The organism is Amycolatopsis ultiminotia (assembly GCF_039536925.1).
Classification (GTDB): Bacteria; Actinomycetota; Actinomycetes; order Mycobacteriales; family Pseudonocardiaceae; genus Amycolatopsis; species Amycolatopsis ultiminotia.
The window spans coordinates 146173-160924 of the sequence record NZ_BAAAZN010000021.1 but is presented as its reverse complement, the minus strand read 5'-3'; the positions used below and the strand labels follow the sequence as shown (position 1 = coordinate 160924).

Below are 14752 nucleotides of genomic sequence, written 5' to 3'. Positions count from 1 at the left end.
GCGGCCGGTCGCAGCCCGACGCGACCTGACCCGACCCAGCCGGGTCGAAGCTCAACGCAGCCGGTCGCAGCCCGACGCGACCTGACCCGACCCAGCCGGGTCGAAGCTCAACGCAGCCGGTCGCAGCCCGACGCGACCTGACCCGACCCAGCCGGGTCGAAGCTCAACGCAGCCGGTCGCAGCCCGGGACCGTCGCGACCCAGCCCAGCCCGGCCCGTCGCGACCCAGCCCGGCCCGTCGCGGCGTGGCCCGGGACCGTCGCGCCAGGTGCGGTCAACCGTGGTCCAGTCCAGTCGATCCGCTGCCGATCCCGGTGCTCAGCCAAGGTCTGCCGGGGTCAGGCGTCGGCCCGGCGGGGCCGGCGTTGGTCCCGGAGGCCAGGCATCAACCCCGGTGAGGTCAGGCATTGATCCGCCGGGGCCGGCCGTGGCGCGCCGAGGTCCGGCGTTGATTCAGCCTAGGTCGGCCGTGGCCCGGTGAGGTCCGGCGTTGGCCAGGTGAGGTTCGCTGCCGATCACGCGAGGGAGAGCGCGATGCCGTCGAGGATGTCGTGTTCGCTGACCACCAGCTGGTCCGGACCACCGCGGGCGGCGAACTGCTCGGCAAACACTTGCACGATCACCGCACCGCCACCGATCACGTCGACCCGGCCCGGGTGGATCACCGGATTGGCGGCACGGGTGGCGCGGTCGGCGGCGAGCAGGTTCGCGGCCAGACGGTCGAGATCGGCGTGCGAGAGCTTCGAAAGGTGGGTGCGCTCGGAGTCGTACTCGGGCAGCTCCTGGGAGACCGCCGACAACGTGGTCACCGTGCCCGCGACACCGATCCAGGTACGGGCCTTGGCGACGTCCACGACGTCGAACGCCTCGGTGAGAACCTCGCCGGCGAGGCTCCGCGCGGCGGCGATCTCCGCGGCGGTCGGCGGGTCGCCGGGCAGCGCGCGTTCGGTGATCCGGACACAGCCGATGTCGACCGACTTCGCCGCCAGCACTTCGGCTTCGCGGCCGTTCCACGTGCCGAGCACGAGCTCGGTCGAGCCACCGCCGACGTCGACGACCACGAACGGACCGTCGTCCGGGTCCTGCTCGCCGACCGCTCCGGTGAACGAAAGCCGGGCCTCCTCGTCGCCGCTGATCACCTCGGCCTCGGTGCCGAGCGTCTCGCGGGTCATCGCGAAGAACTCGTCGCGGTTGCTCGCGTCCCGGGTTGCGGAGGTGGCGACCATCCGGACCTTCTCCACGCCCTTGCGCCGTGCCGCGACGGTGTAGTCGGCGAGCGCGGCACGGGTGCGTTCGAGCGCTTCCGGCGCGAGCCGCCCGGTGGCGTCGACCCCCTGGCCGAGCCGCACGATGCGCATCTCGCGGTGCAGATCGCGCAAGTCGACCGTGCCGTCGTGACGCGGCGTCAGCTCGGCGACGAGCAGACGGATGGAGTTGGTCCCACAGTCGATCGCAGCTACCCGAGGCATGCCCCCGACCTTACTGCCCCGGGTTCCCGGCTGTGTGCGTGTTCACCGATGGTCCCCCTAAGCCGCAGGACCCGACCCGAGCCGCGTTCGCGCAGCAGCACCCCAGGCAGACTCCTCCCCCGGAGTACCCGACCGCAGCGTGCTCAAGGCCGACACACAGGCCGACCAGGCCCCGATGGTTCCACCGCCGGGCTGCGCCCCGTTCAACCCCCACCGCCAGCACGCCATCCCCCCATCCAAGCACCCTCCGCGCACCAAAGCGCCGTCTCCACGGAACGCCCTCGCCAAGCCCAAGCAATAACCCCCTGGCACCAGCCAAGACCGCCACCCCGACGAGCACCACAACAACCGTCGAATGCTGGGTTGTCGCCCCCCCGAACGCGACAACCCACCCGCCACCACCACACCCCCACTCAGAACAAACCCTCCCCTCAACGGACACCTCTGCGACACCTCCGCACGCAACGACCGCCCCCGCGACGTATTGCCCCGCGACGGCGGCTCACGCCGCCAATTACCCCCGCGACGACCGCCCCAACTGTGCATCGCCACGCGACGCCAACTGCTCGCGCAACGAGCAATTTCATGACAACCACCCCAGCGATACAGCGCCCCGAAACAACCACTCCCGCGACGACCTACGTCGCGACACCTCCCAGCGACGCCTACCCCGCCAACGCTTTCCCCCACAACGCCCACCCAGGCGGCCCCTCCCACCACAACACCCACCCAGGCGGCCCCTCCCACCACAACACCCACCCAGGCGGCCCCTCCCACCACAACACCCACCCTGGTGGCGCCCCACCGCATCGCCTACCCGGGTGACGCCCCCGCCGCGACGCCCGCCGTGGCAACGCCTCTCACCTGGAGGTCTACCCTGGCGGCGCTTCCTTCAGGCGACAGATGCTCTTGCCACAGCGGCTCCCACGGCACGCATTCTTTCGGCACTTTCTCCGGCAGAGCAACAGTTCCCTCGGCTCCGCCCCCGACCCGACCGGGCACCGGAGCGCTCAGCGCCTCCACCGATTCCCCTTCTACCGCAAAGAATTCACCCTCGACACCAGGAAACGGCACCCACACACCGAGCGAATCGAACCCAGCACCAAGACATCCCGCAACCGCACCAAGGCATTCCCTCCCACACCAGCGGTTTCCGCACCCGCAACAGGAAATTCCGCCTCCACATCGGGAAGATCCGACTTCACGCCAGACAACTCCACCGAAACACTGACGGGCCACCTTCCCCCACGTAAGGTTGCCCTTCCACACCGAGCCGATCCCACCGCAACACCGGACAAGTCAGTTGCAACCCCCAGCAATCGGCTCTCGACAGCCGGAAATTCCGAGCCACCGGAGCCCTTATCCAGCGCAAGGCCTCTCGACACCCGGCGGCGCAGCAGCGACTTCCTCCCCAGACGGCCCAGCAGCCGCTGGCTCAAGCGGGGCCGGGACGGGCTTCGCGCCGCCGTCTGCGTGGCACCGGCATCGCGCTCCCCTCCCCAGCGCTCCCACCGGGACACCGATGTTCGCCTACCCGATGCGCAGATTCCCGCCGCAAAAGCACTCCCGCCTGGGCCATCCACTCCGGAGACCGGGGCGCTACCCGGCGCAGTCGCCCGACGGCCAACCCTGTTCGCGGACCCAGGCCAGCGTTTCGTCCCCGAACGGGTTGACGCCCGGTCCGGCGGCGAGCGTGTGCGCGAGGTGGACGTGCAGGCACTTCACTCGTCCTGGCATGCCGCCTGCGGTGACCTGGGTGCCGAGCGATTCGATGGCGTCCCGTTCGGCGAGGTACGTCTCGTGCGTGTGCTGGTAGGCCGCGGCGAGTTCCGGGTCGGTGCCGAGCCGTTCGGTCATCTCCTTCATCACCCCGGACGCCTCGAGCGTGCCGACCAGCGACGACAGCCGCGGGCACGTGAGGTAGTACAGCGTGGGGAACGGGGTACCGTTCTCCAGCCGCGGACTGGTCTGGACCACCGACGGGTGACCGCCGGGGCACCGCGCCGCGACGGCTCGCAGGGCCCGTGGTGGCCTGCCGAGCTGCTGCGCGATGACCTCCCGGTCGGCGTCGGTGACGGGCTCGAAACGGGGTGTCTCCGTGCTGCTGTTCACGGTGCCAAGGCTAATGCCGACGTCCGCCCGGCCTGCCGCGACCTCCGCCGGAAAGGCCTGGTTGTCCACAACTGAACCGCCACGTGGACAACCCGGTTCGAGCGGCCTTGCCGCACCCGCTCACGGCGTAGCGTTCACTTCATCGAGCCCACCGGCTACTGGAAGGAGGTCGACGGTGAACCGGAAAATCCCCAACCCACAACGGAAAGCGAGCGCTATCGGGTCAGCCGCCGGAGACCTGGTTCCACAGGTTTTCATACCACGAGCCCTCCGGAACCTCCTGCGGTCCGGTTTGCTGCGGCGGCGCGGCAGGCTGGTCTTCCGGAAGCTGCACGATGTACGGCGTCTCCCCGGGTTTCACGTACCGGAGCCTGCGCCGAGCCTCCGCCTCGATCTGCGCGGGGTCACCCAGCTGGTTCTTGCGGTCCTGCAGCTGGGCGACCTCCTGCTGGAGCTGGGCCTGCTGCGCCTCCTGCTCCCGCACCTCCGACCGCTGGCTGAGGTAGGTGCGCAGCGGCACAGCCACGGTGAAGGCCAGTGCGCACACCACGATCGCCACCACGGCGGCACGCCGGGTCGTCGACATGCCGAGCACCTTGGCCGCCCCGGAGGCGCGCTTCGCCGCCAGGCCACGGCGCAGCCGGGTCCTAGTCGTCTCCGTCGCGGCGGCACCGGTGCGACGGCGGGCCGACGCGGGGCGGCGAGCCCTCGTGGACCCACCCCCGTCGACCCGGCCGCCGCGGCGGTTGCGCGCCCTCCCCCGGTCGGCCATCGGCGCCTCAGGCCTCCACGGTGAACCGCGGGAAGGCGAGGTCGCCGGCATAGCGGGCAGCGTCCGCCAGCGTTTCCTCGATGCGCAGCAGCTGGTTGTACTTCGCGATCCGCTCGCCGCGAGCAGGGGCGCCGGTCTTGATCTGGCCGACGCCGGTGGCGACCGCGAGGTCGGCGATGAAGGTGTCCTCGGTCTCGCCGGACCGGTGGCTCATCATCGACTTGTAGCCGTACGACGTGGCCAATGAGACCGCGTCCAGCGTCTCGGAAAGGGTGCCGATCTGGTTGACCTTCACCAGCAGCGCGTTCGCCGCACGGCGGCTGATGCCTTCCTCGAGCCGATCCGGGTTGGTGACGAACAGGTCGTCGCCCACGAGCTGCACCTTGTCACCGATCTCGGCGGTCAGCTGGACCCAGCCGTCCCAGTCGTCCTCGCCCAGCGGGTCTTCGATGGACACCAGCGGGTAGTCGCGCAGCAGCTCGCCATAGTACGCGGACAGCTGCTCGGCGCTGCGCTTCGTGCCCTCGAACGTGTACGCGCCGTCGCCGTAGAACTCCGTGGCGGCGACGTCCAGCGCGAGCGCCACGTCGCGGCCCGGGGTGTAGCCGGCCTTGCCGATGGCCTGAAGGATGAGGTCGAGCGCCTCGCGGTTGTTGCCGAGACTGGGCGCGAACCCGCCCTCGTCGCCGAGGCCGGTGGCTAGGCCGCGGCCCTTCAGCACCGACTTCAGCGCGTGGTAGATCTCCGTGCCCCAGCGCAGTGCCTCGCGGAAGGACTCGGCGCCGATCGGCGCGATCATGAACTCCTGGATGTCCACGTCGGTGTCGGCGTGTGCGCCACCGTTGAGGATGTTCAGCATCGGGACCGGCAGTACGTGCGCGTTCGGCCCACCGAGGTAGCGGAAGAGGTCCAGCTCGGCCGACTCCGCGGCAGCCTTCGCGACGGCAAGGGAAACACCGAGAACGGCGTTCGCGCCGAGCCGGGACTTGCCGGGCGTGCCGTCGAGGTCCACCAGCCGCTGGTCGACGATCCGCTGGTCCACCGCGTCGACTCCGGTCAGGTCGGGGCCGATCTCGTCGAGCACCGCGGCGACCGCGCGTTCCACACCCTTGCCGTTGTAGCGGCCGGTGTCCCCGTCGCGCAGTTCGACGGCTTCGTGTTCGCCGGTGGACGCTCCCGACGGGACGGCAGCCCGCGCCAGCGTGCCGTCGTCGAGTGCCACCTCCACCTCGACGGTCGGGTTGCCGCGCGAATCGAGAATCTCGCGCGCGCCTACCTGCTCGATGAGAGCCACGCTCTGCTCCTTGGTGCGTCGTGCCTGCGGTGACGCCGCCCAGCGTAGCCGTCCGGAGCGTTCACCCGTTGGAGGCTCGGCCGTCGTCCGGCGGTTCCGCTGAGTGTTCCCCGTCCGGGTCCGCGGGCTCCTCCGGCCGCACCTCGCGCCATCCGGACGGCAGTTCGACGGTGTCGGTCACCTGCTGCCAGAACGTCCAGCTGTTGCCGCCGAGGTCGGAGACGGTGAACACCCGCGCGCCGTAAGGCTGGTCCTGCGGCGGCTCCAGTTCGTCCTCGTCGCCGAGTGCGGCGCGTACCCGCTCGTACTGGGCGTCGACGTCGGTCACGTAGACGATGTTGAGCTGCCCGACCGGGCCCTCGACACCTTTTGCCTCCCAGTATTCGGGACCGACGCCTGCCAGCTGGACCCGTCCGGCCCCGGCACACAACGTGGCCTGGAAGACCTCACCGGACGCGTCCTCGAACCGGACCTCTTCGGTGAACCCGAACACCCTGGTCAGCCACGCGAGCGCCGCCGTGGCGTCGGTGTAGTAGAGGTACGGCGCCAGTCCCAAGTAACCGGGCTCCTCATCGCTGCTCATGACAGAACAGTCCACCACGTCGCCAACGACGGTCGTGCAACGCCCTCCACGCCGGTATCGTCGGAGTGACCATGACGGACGCCGAACCAGCCCCCGAGCCCACCGGCGAAGCCCGGGTCCGCGCCTTCCGCCAGGCCGAAGACCTCGTGGGACGGCGCCGCCCGCTCGACGCGCTCAAAGCCCTCGAACCCCTGCTGGACAACGAATCCGACAAGCCGAGCGTGCAACTGCTGGCCGGGCGCGCGTACTTCCACTCCGCACAGCTGCGCCGCGCCGAACGCGCGTTCACGCGAGTACTGGAGCAGGATCCGACCGACCACTACGCGCGCTTCGTCCTCGGTCGCACGCTGCAGCGCCTCGGCCGTTTGGCCGAGGCGCTCGGCCAGCTGCGGATGGCCTCGGCGATGAACCCGATCCCGGAGTACCTTGAGGCGATCAGCGAGGTCCGCGCGAGGATCGCACTGAGCGACAGCTGAGCGCCGGCGCACCCGCGGCCCCGGACAGACGCCGACAGCGCCCGCACCCTGGCCGGACGATCGCCATACCCGCAGGTCAACGGCTTTCGACTCGCGGGCGCTGGGGGTTCGGCTCGCAGCCGCGCCCACGCTCGGCGCTCGGCGCTCGGCGCTCGGCGCTCGGCGCTCGGCGCTCGGCGCTCGGCGCTCGGCGCTCGGCGCTCGGGATGACCTTGCCACGAAAGCGCGGGGAGCCACCGGCACAAGTCGAGACAAAACCGCTGGCAGGGGCGTCCGCAAACGCGGCGGGCCTGGACGGCGCACCGCGAACACGGCAGGCCTCGCCTACCTCCGTGCACACAGTGTGTCCCACCGCGAACTCAGTAGGTCCGCCCAGCGCATCGCGAACTCAGCAGGTCCGGCAGGCGCTCCACGAACGCGGCAAGGTCCAGCGACCCGAACGCGGCTGGTCCGGCCGACGCACAGCGGACGCGGCAGGTCGGACCAGCACTCCACGAACACGGCCGACGCCGACCGGACCGAGGTGACGCCGGGCTACTGGCCGTCTGGCGCCGGAGTGCTGGCCATCTGGCGCCGGTGCTCGGCCGTCCGGCCGATCCGTGGCTGGGGCCACCGGACGGAGGCTTGAGTCAGCACAGAGGACGACTCGAGGAGGCAGACATGACTGCACTGACCGTGATCGGAGCCGCCGCCGGGCTCATCGTGCTGGCACTGATGGCTCTGGCGCCGGTGCTGGTGGAACTGAACGAGCGGTTCCCGGCCGGGACGCGCAAGCAGCCCGCACGCACACCGGCCGCGGCCACGCAGAACCTGCCGGTCCGGACTGCGACCCTGCGCAAGCAGTCCGCTTCCCACACCGCGCGGGTCAACGCCGCACTGCCGACCCACTGACCCACCATCGACATACCAGATCCACCGCGCTTACCGCCCAGATCGGACACCCAGCGCCACATGGCCTGCCCACTGGCAGGCAGCGCACGCCCGACACCACATGGCCCGCCCGCGGCCAGACACCACACGTCTCACGTCACAAGGCCCCCGCTGCCAGACACCACCACCCGCACCACACCACAAGGCCCACCCACTGCCAGGCGCCACATGCCCGGCACCACAAGGCATGCCCACTGCCAGACACCATACGCACCACGCCACCAGGTCAGGCACCGGACCTGGCACGCCGCCCAAGCCTGCCCACGTGCCGGGTACGACGCCACGTTCGACGGCGCGCCGCCCCGGTCGTCCGGTGTCCGCACGCCAGATTGGCCACGCTGCCGTCGCACGCTCCGCGTACAAGAGACTCACCCGGCACACGCTCCGCGTACCGGAGAACGCTCCGCGGGCCAGAAATCCGCGCAGGAGACTTTTGCCCGGCATCGGGACGCTGGGCCCGCCACGGCGTAGGAAGCCGCAGCGGCGGAGGAGGTCCGTGGCCGGGTCGGCTGCCTTCACGCCGGGCTCCATGGGGGCGCGCTGCCGCTGACCGCCGCGAACGGGGAGTGCGACTCCGAAGACACCGGGCGCGAAGAGCATTCCGTGGCCAGCAGGCACGACGGGTACTCCGCGAGCAAAAGCGGACCCGCTGGGGCCACTCCGCAACGAACAGCAGGCGCGACGAGCATTTCGGCCAAGACCCCACGCAACCAGCGCTCCGGACAAGAACCCGCGCAACCAGTATCCCGACCAAGAACCCGCGCGATGGGCACCCCGGCCAAGACCGAGAACCCGCGCAACCAGCACCCCGGCCAAGAACTCGCGCGATCGGTACCCCGGCCAAGACCAAGAAGCCACACAACCAGCACCCCGGCCAAGACCAAGAACCCACGCAACCAGCACTCCGACAGCGACAGCGACGGGTACTTCGCGAGCAAGAACGGGCTGCCGGCACCGCAAGCTACCGGAGATCAGCGTTCCGGCTCGACGCCGCGGTGGGGGGGCTTCGCTACCGGCCGGGCCGGGCACGGGTGCCTGGGCATCGGGAGGCGGCCGGGCCGGGCACGCGGCTGCCGTGGATCGTCGCCGGCCAAGCTCGCGGCCGCACGGGCAGCGCATCGTTGCGCGCCTGCTATGGCGCAAGGCCCCTGGTCATCGGGCATTCGACGCGGGGCGACCACCTCACCGCAGCACCACCAACGCGTCCAGCGTCAGGGTGCCACGCTGTCGGCCGCGTAGGAGTCTGCGGCCACGAAAGCGTTCTGTCCGTATTGGACGGATGCGTTGTAGAACAGCATTGCCCGCCACCAGCCTGCTGGGGTGCCCAGGTCGTCGGCGCCGGAGCAGAGGTAGCGGGCGGCGGTGAAGGCTGCGTCGTCGATGTTGCGGGGGTTGGCGGGCTTGCCGTCGCCGTTCGCGCGTTGTGCGTACTTTCGCCAGGTGGACGGGGCCAGTTGCAGCGGGCCGAGCTTGTGGTCGGCCGCGCGGTCGCCGTCCAGTGCACCGCCGTCGGTGTCCGGGCCGGCCGAGGGGCCGGTCGAGGGGCCGGACACCACTCCGTCCGGCCCGATCTGCATGGCGTCCGAGGACAGGTGCCCGATCGCGGCGAGCGTGGCCCACGACAGGTGACACGTCGGCTTCTGGCGGCTCATCCACATCTCCGCACGGCCGTAGGCGGACACCAGCCGCGGGGACAGGCCGGTCTTGCCCGCCACCCGCGCTGCCCACGTGTCCAGTTCGGCCTGGTCGGACACGGTCGGCCGGTCCGGGGGCGCGGCCAGGCCGGTTCGCGGCGCCTGCGCGCCGGGCTTCGGGGCCTGCTCCGGTCCGACCGACGACGGCGGCGGCGCAGGGGCGGCCGCAGGTGCCGGCGGATCCGGGTCACGGACCCCGATCGTCACCACCAGGACGACGCCGGTGAGCACGAGGCCCAGCGACATTGCGATGCGGCCGCGGTAACGGCGGGGCGGTCCCGCCGGGGACGACTCGGCGGCGGTCTGCTGGGTGGTATCGGCCACCCGGACAGGTTACTGATGAACACCCGCGCGGGACCCTGGATCGGGCGATTGGCAAGCGGACGGTTAACTGCGCGCACGGGCGGGCGAGATCACTCATTTCGTTATCCAGCCCACCACCGACCGCCGTGACCTGCGGTTATCCTAACCTAACCCGGTGTCGGCGCCCGTTTTGCCGCTCTTGTCCCGCCGCCGCGAGGTCCACACCTCTGGACATACAGGCAAGCCTTACCTAAAAACATCGGGTCAGGTACGCGGAGGAGGGCTGAAGACGGTGGTGTTTTCGAGCGCACTCATCGGGTTGCGCGAAGGCCTTGAAGCAGCGCTGGTGGTCAGCATCCTGGTTGCCTTCCTGGTGAAGACCGACCGGCGGCATGCGCTGCGGTTCGTCTGGCCGGGCGTGGGCGCCGCAGTGCTGCTCTCGGTCGCTGTCGGCGCGATCCTCACCTACAGCACCGCGCAGCTCAGCTTCGAGCACCAGGAGCTGCTCGGCGGCAGCCTGTCGATCGTCGCGGTCGGCTTCGTCACCGCGATGATCTTCTGGATGCGCAAGGCATCCCGGCACATCGCCGCGGAGCTTCGCGGGAAGATGGAGGACGCGCTCAAAGTCGGTCCCGCGGCCGTGCTGTTGCTGTCTTTCCTTGCCGTAGGCCGCGAAGGCCTCGAAACCGCGGTCTTCTTCTACTCCGCCGTGCAGACCGCGCAGTCCGACACCGTGCAGCCGTTGACCGGCTTTGTGATCGGCATCGCCGTTGCAGTCATCCTCGCTTACCTGCTCTACCGCGGCGCGGTGCGGTTCAACCTCGCGAAGTTCTTCACCGTCACCGGGGTGCTGCTGGTTTTCGTCGCCGCCGGCGTACTCGGCTACGGCCTGCACGACCTCCAGGAGGCGCAGTTCCTGCCCGGCCTGACCACACTCGCGTTCGACGCCTCGAGCACGCTGCCGGAGACCTCCTGGTACGGCGCGCTGCTCAAGGGGATCTTCAACTACTCGCAGCAGACGACCGTACTGCAGGCCGTCGCGTGGATCGCCTACGTCGTGGTCGTGCTGCCGCTGTTCCTCAAGCCCACCCGCAAGAACACCGTGCCGGCTCAGGCAGGCGCGGGCACCGTCGAGGAGTGACCGTGTCCCGATCCCCCAGAATCACGCTGATCGCACTTGCCGGATCCGGTGTCCTGGTAGCACTCGCCGGCTGTGACAGCGCGGGCAGCGCGGACGGCGCAGCAGGCGGGCCGATCAAGGTCGAGGCTTCGGACACCTCCTGCGCGGTCGCCTCGAACACCGCCGGCGCGGGCAATCTCACCTTCGAGATCGCCAACAAGGGCACCAAGGTCACCGAGTTCTACCTCTACGCCGAGGGCGACCGGATCATGGGCGAGGTGGAGAACATCGCGCCAGGGCTGAACCGGCGGCTGATCGTCGAGGTGCCGGACGCGGGCAAGTACCAGACCGCGTGCAAACCCGGCATGGTCGGCAACGGCATCCGCGGCGAGTTCACGGTGACCGGCGGGGCCGCGCGGCAGAACGACGCCGACGCGGAGAAGGCGGCGGCCACCAAGAGCTACGCGACCTACGTGGCGAACAACAGCAGTGCACTCGAAACCGAGACGGACAAGTTCGCCGCCGCGGTCAAGGCGGGCAAGGTCGACGAGGCCAAGTCCGAATACGCCCGCACCCGGGTGTTCTACGAGCGGATCGAGCCGGTCGCGGAGAAGTTCGGCGATCTCGACCCCGCCATCGACGCGCGGGAGGCCGACCTCGAGCCCGGACAGCAGTTCACCGGGTTCCACCGGCTGGAGAAGGACCTGTGGCGCACCGGTCTCCAGCCGGACAGCCCGCAGATCGCGGACCGGCTGCGCACCGACGTCAAGGATCTTCTCGCCAAGTCCAAGGCCCTCCGGCTGAGCGCGCTCGACCTGGCCAACGGGGCGAAAAGCCTGCTCGACGAGGTCGCCACCGGCAAGATCACCGGCGAGGAGGAGACCTTTTCGCACACCGATCTGTGGGACTTCCAGTCCAACCTGGACGGTTCGAAGAACGCAATCGCCGCACTGCGACCGGTCCTGCAGTCCCGCGACGCGACGCTGGTGTCCACATTGGACAAAGAGTTCGCGAACGTGCAGGCACTGCTGGACAAAACCCGTTCCGGTGACGGCTTCAAGTACTACGATCAGCTTTCGCCGGACGAGATCAAGACGTTCGCCTCTGCGGTCGACGCATTGAGCGAGCCGCTGAGCAAGGTCGCGGCGGTCGTGGCGAAATGACCGGGGTCTCCCGCCGGCAGCTGTTCGGCCTGACCGGCGCCGGTGTCGCGCTGGCCGGGGCGGGGGTGGCGGCCGGGATCGGCGTCGACCGGCTCGACCCGGGATCCGGCGCGCCGGCCACCGCATCCACTGTGGACTTCCACGGCACACACCAGGCAGGCATCGTCACGCCCACCCAGCCGAACCTGCATTTCGCCGCGCTGGACGTGACCACAAAGGACGTCGGCGAGCTGCGTGCGCTGCTGCGCACCTGGACCGCCGCTGCCCGGCGGATGACCGCGGGGCAGGAAGTGGTGACCGGCGGCGCGGCGGAGGCGCCGCCCGGCGACACCGGGGAAGCGCTCGACCTGCCCGCCGCCGACCTGACGCTGACCATCGGCTTCGGGCCGTCGCTGTTCGACCGGCGGTTCGGCCTTGCCGCGAAACGCCCGCCGCAACTGGTCGACCTGCCGTTGTTCCCGAAGGACAAGCTCGATCCGGCCCGCAGCGGCGGCGATCTGTGCATCCAGGCCTGCGCGAACGATCCGCAGGTGGCGGTGCACGCGGTGCGCAACCTGGTGCGGCTCGGCTTCGGCGTCACCGAGGTCCGCTGGTCACAGCTCGGGTTCGGGCGCAGCTCGTCGACCTCGCGCACGCAGCAGACGCCGCGCAACCTGTTCGGGTTCAAGGACGGCACCAACAACGTCAAGGCCGAGGACACCGGCGTACTGCACGACCAGGTGTGGGCGCAGCCGGATGACGGGCAGGCGTGGATGGCCGACGGCAGCTATCTCGTGGCCCGCCGGATCCGGATGCACATCGAGACCTGGGACCGCGAAACGCTGTCCGGTCAGGAGCAGATCGTCGGGCGCAGCAAGGGAACCGGCGCGCCACTCGGCCAGACCGGCGAGTTCGACCAGGTCGACCTCGACGTCGGCGGCGCGGGCGGGGTGCCGTTGATCGCGGACGACGCGCACATCCGGCTCGCCTCGCACCAGACCCTCGCCGGTGCCCGGATCCTGCGCCGTGGCTACAACTTCGTCGACGGCTCGGACGGCGTCGGCCACCTGGAGGCCGGGCTGTTCTTCCTGGCGTTCAACCGGGACACCCGCACGCAGTACATCCCGATGCAGCAGGCGCTCTCCGCGAAGGACGCGATGATGGAGTACGTGCAGCACACCGGATCCGCGCACTTCGCGGTCCCGCCGGGACTGACCCCGGCGTCGAACTGGGGCGACGGGCTCTTCGGCTGAACGCGCAGAATCCCGGCCAGGGGCCAGTGTGTGGGACCGCTTGCCGTCCGCGGGCGGGCACGCGACAGTGACCGCGGCCATCCGCGCGAGGTGAGGAGTCCAGTCGTGGTCGCAGTGGTTCAGCCGCGGTTCGGGGTGTGGGCAGTCGTCTACGGATCGTGGGGACCGTTCGACCACCCGGACGATCCGGTGGACGCGACCTGGGAGCGCAACCGCGCGCTGATCGTCGAGGCCGACCGGCTCGGGTTCGATTCGACGCTGATCGCACAGCATGTGGTGAACCCCTTCGGCGACGAACTGGACCAGCTGGAGACCTGGACGAGCGCGGCAGCGCTGGCCGCGCTCACCGAGCGGATCGAGATCATCGCGGCGATCAAGCCGTATCTCGTGCATCCGGTGGTGCTGGCGAAGCAGGCACAGCAGATCCAGCAGATCAGCGGCGGGCGGTTCGGGCTGAACCTGGTGAACGCGTGGTTCAAACCGGAGCTGGAACGCGCGGGCATCCCGTTCGCCGAGCACGACGAGCGCTACGGCTACGGCAGCGAATGGCTCAGCGTGGTCCGCGGGCTGTTCAGCGGCGAGCGAACCTCCTTTCAGGGCAAGCACTTCCAGGTCGAGGGATACCGGCTGCGCCCGACAGGAACCCCGCCGACGGTGTACGTCGGCGGGGAGTCCGAACCGGCCAGGGCGCTGGTGGCCGCCCAGGCGGACGTGTGGTTCGTCAACGGCCAGCCACGGGAGAACGTGGCCCGGCTGCTCGCGGACGTCGCCGCGCGGCCGCGGACCGGCGATCCGGTGCGGTACGGGCTGTCCGCGTTCGTGGTGGCCAGGGAAACCGACGCGGAGGCGGAAGCCGAGCTGGCCAGGCTGTGGGAGCTGGCCGAGGCGGGGAAGGCCCGGTGGGAAGCGCTGGTCGCGGACGCCGACCCGAAGGCGGTGATGTTCCAGACCTTCGCGAAGTACCCGCACATCGGCACGAACGGTGGTACCGCGGCGGGACTGGTCGGCAGCTACGACACCGTCGCCCGGCGGATCCGGGAGTGGGCGGACCTCGGCATCGAAACGTTCATGCTGCAGTTCCAGCCGTTCGAGGCGGAGATGCGGCGGTTCGCCGGGCAGGTGATCCCCCGGGTGCGCGAACTCGTGCCGTCGCGCGGTTGACTTCAAGTTGACTTGAACTTGCAGGATGAGCACATGTTCACCGAAGCAGAGCTCACCTTCCTCGCCGAGCACGATCTCGGCCGGCTGGCCACCCAGCACCCGGACGGCACCCTGCAGGTCAGCCCGGTCGGGTTCGCCTGGAACCCGCAGGTCCGGGCAATCGACGTGACCGGCTACCACCTCACGAAGAGCCGCAAGTACCGCAACGTCGAAGCGAACGGGCGGGTCGCCTTCGTGGTCGACGACCGCCCGTCCCTGGACCCGATGCGCGTGCGCTGCCTGGAAATCCGGGGCCACGCGGTGGCCGTCCCCGACGCGTTCGCCGGCGACGGCCACCTGGACGGCGCCGCCATCCGCATCCACCCGGAGCGCATCATCAGCTTCGGTATCGACGACCCCGACCACGATCCGCTCGACCTCGTCCCGCACAACCGCACGGTCTGA

General features: G+C 70.0%; 13 protein-coding genes. 7 read left to right on the top strand and 6 right to left on the bottom strand.

Features of this window, described 5'->3' with window-relative positions; genetic code table 11:
• Positions 1-514: 514 nt before the first annotated feature.
• From ABD793_RS35510 to ABD793_RS35490, 5 genes are all read right to left on the bottom strand, one after another.
• Positions 515-1468: a Ppx/GppA phosphatase family protein gene (locus ABD793_RS35510; protein WP_344867754.1), complete on the bottom strand. Its 954-nt coding sequence runs from the start codon at positions 1466-1468 to the stop codon at positions 515-517.
• A 1599-nt stretch (positions 1469-3067) separates the two neighbouring features.
• The gene (locus tag ABD793_RS35505) at positions 3068-3580 is read right to left on the bottom strand and encodes a DUF501 domain-containing protein (protein WP_344867753.1); all 513 of its coding nucleotides are present in this window, start codon (positions 3578-3580) and stop codon (positions 3068-3070) included.
• A 223-nt stretch (positions 3581-3803) separates the two neighbouring features.
• Positions 3804-4166: an FtsB family cell division protein gene (locus ABD793_RS35500; protein WP_344867752.1), complete on the bottom strand. Its 363-nt coding sequence runs from the start codon at positions 4164-4166 to the stop codon at positions 3804-3806.
• A 193-nt stretch (positions 4167-4359) separates the two neighbouring features.
• Entirely contained in the window at positions 4360-5646 is a 1287-nt protein-coding gene (gene eno, locus ABD793_RS35495) for a phosphopyruvate hydratase (RefSeq protein WP_344867751.1), read from the bottom strand.
• Between the two features lie 61 nt (positions 5647-5707).
• Positions 5708-6229 (bottom strand): VOC family protein, encoded by a 522-nt coding sequence (locus ABD793_RS35490; RefSeq protein WP_344867749.1) that lies wholly within the window; start codon positions 6227-6229, stop codon positions 5708-5710.
• A gap of 71 nt (positions 6230-6300) precedes the next feature.
• Between ABD793_RS35490 and ABD793_RS35485 the strand changes: the two genes are divergently transcribed.
• Together ABD793_RS35485 and ABD793_RS35480 are read left to right on the top strand one after the other, a co-directional pair.
• The gene (locus tag ABD793_RS35485) at positions 6301-6705 is read left to right on the top strand and encodes a tetratricopeptide repeat protein (protein WP_344867747.1); all 405 of its coding nucleotides are present in this window, start codon (positions 6301-6303) and stop codon (positions 6703-6705) included.
• Between the two features lie 660 nt (positions 6706-7365).
• Positions 7366-7596, top strand: a complete 231-nt coding sequence (locus tag ABD793_RS35480) for a hypothetical protein (RefSeq protein WP_344867745.1) — start codon at positions 7366-7368, stop codon at positions 7594-7596.
• A gap of 1250 nt (positions 7597-8846) precedes the next feature.
• Here the strand turns inward: ABD793_RS35480 and ABD793_RS35475 are convergent.
• A complete protein-coding gene (locus ABD793_RS35475) occupies positions 8847-9653 on the bottom strand; it encodes a lysozyme family protein (protein WP_425548826.1) in 807 nt (268 codons plus the stop codon).
• A 271-nt stretch (positions 9654-9924) separates the two neighbouring features.
• Between ABD793_RS35475 and efeU the strand changes: the two genes are divergently transcribed.
• The 5 genes from efeU (at position 9925) to ABD793_RS35450 (ending at position 14752) form a co-directional block, all read left to right on the top strand.
• Positions 9925-10773, top strand: coding sequence for an iron uptake transporter permease EfeU (gene efeU / locus ABD793_RS35470; RefSeq protein ID WP_344867743.1), 849 nt, complete (start codon positions 9925-9927; stop codon positions 10771-10773).
• A 2-nt stretch (positions 10774-10775) separates the two neighbouring features.
• Entirely contained in the window at positions 10776-11915 is a 1140-nt protein-coding gene (efeO, locus tag ABD793_RS35465; protein ID WP_425548825.1) for an iron uptake system protein EfeO, read from the top strand.
• Positions 11912-13147: an iron uptake transporter deferrochelatase/peroxidase subunit gene (efeB, locus tag ABD793_RS35460; protein ID WP_344867741.1), complete on the top strand. Its 1236-nt coding sequence runs from the start codon at positions 11912-11914 to the stop codon at positions 13145-13147. Before efeO ends, efeB begins: the two co-directional genes overlap by 4 nt.
• A gap of 105 nt (positions 13148-13252) precedes the next feature.
• Positions 13253-14308 carry an LLM class flavin-dependent oxidoreductase gene (locus ABD793_RS35455; protein ID WP_344867740.1) on the top strand — a complete coding sequence of 352 codons (1056 nt, stop codon included), beginning with the start codon at positions 13253-13255 and terminating at the stop codon, positions 14306-14308.
• A 33-nt stretch (positions 14309-14341) separates the two neighbouring features.
• Positions 14342-14752, top strand: a complete 411-nt coding sequence (locus tag ABD793_RS35450; protein ID WP_344867738.1) for a PPOX class F420-dependent oxidoreductase — start codon at positions 14342-14344, stop codon at positions 14750-14752.

Bases quoted from the DNA above. Each gene is read 5' to 3' on its own strand.
- ABD793_RS35485 (WP_344867747.1), top strand. From the start codon at position 6,301: ATGACGGACGCCGAACCAGCCCCCGAGCCCACCGGCGAAGCCCGGGTC.
- ABD793_RS35450 (WP_344867738.1), top strand. From the start codon at position 14,342: ATGTTCACCGAAGCAGAGCTCACCTTCCTCGCCGAGCACGATCTCGGC.
- ABD793_RS35500 (WP_344867752.1), bottom strand. From the start codon at position 4,166: ATGTCGACGACCCGGCGTGCCGCCGTGGTGGCGATCGTGGTGTGCGCA.
- ABD793_RS35490 (WP_344867749.1), bottom strand. From the start codon at position 6,229: ATGAGCAGCGATGAGGAGCCCGGTTACTTGGGACTGGCGCCGTACCTC.
- ABD793_RS35510 (WP_344867754.1), bottom strand. From the start codon at position 1,468: ATGCCTCGGGTAGCTGCGATCGACTGTGGGACCAACTCCATCCGTCTG.
- efeB (WP_344867741.1), top strand. From the start codon at position 11,912: ATGACCGGGGTCTCCCGCCGGCAGCTGTTCGGCCTGACCGGCGCCGGT.
- ABD793_RS35480 (WP_344867745.1), top strand. From the start codon at position 7,366: ATGACTGCACTGACCGTGATCGGAGCCGCCGCCGGGCTCATCGTGCTG.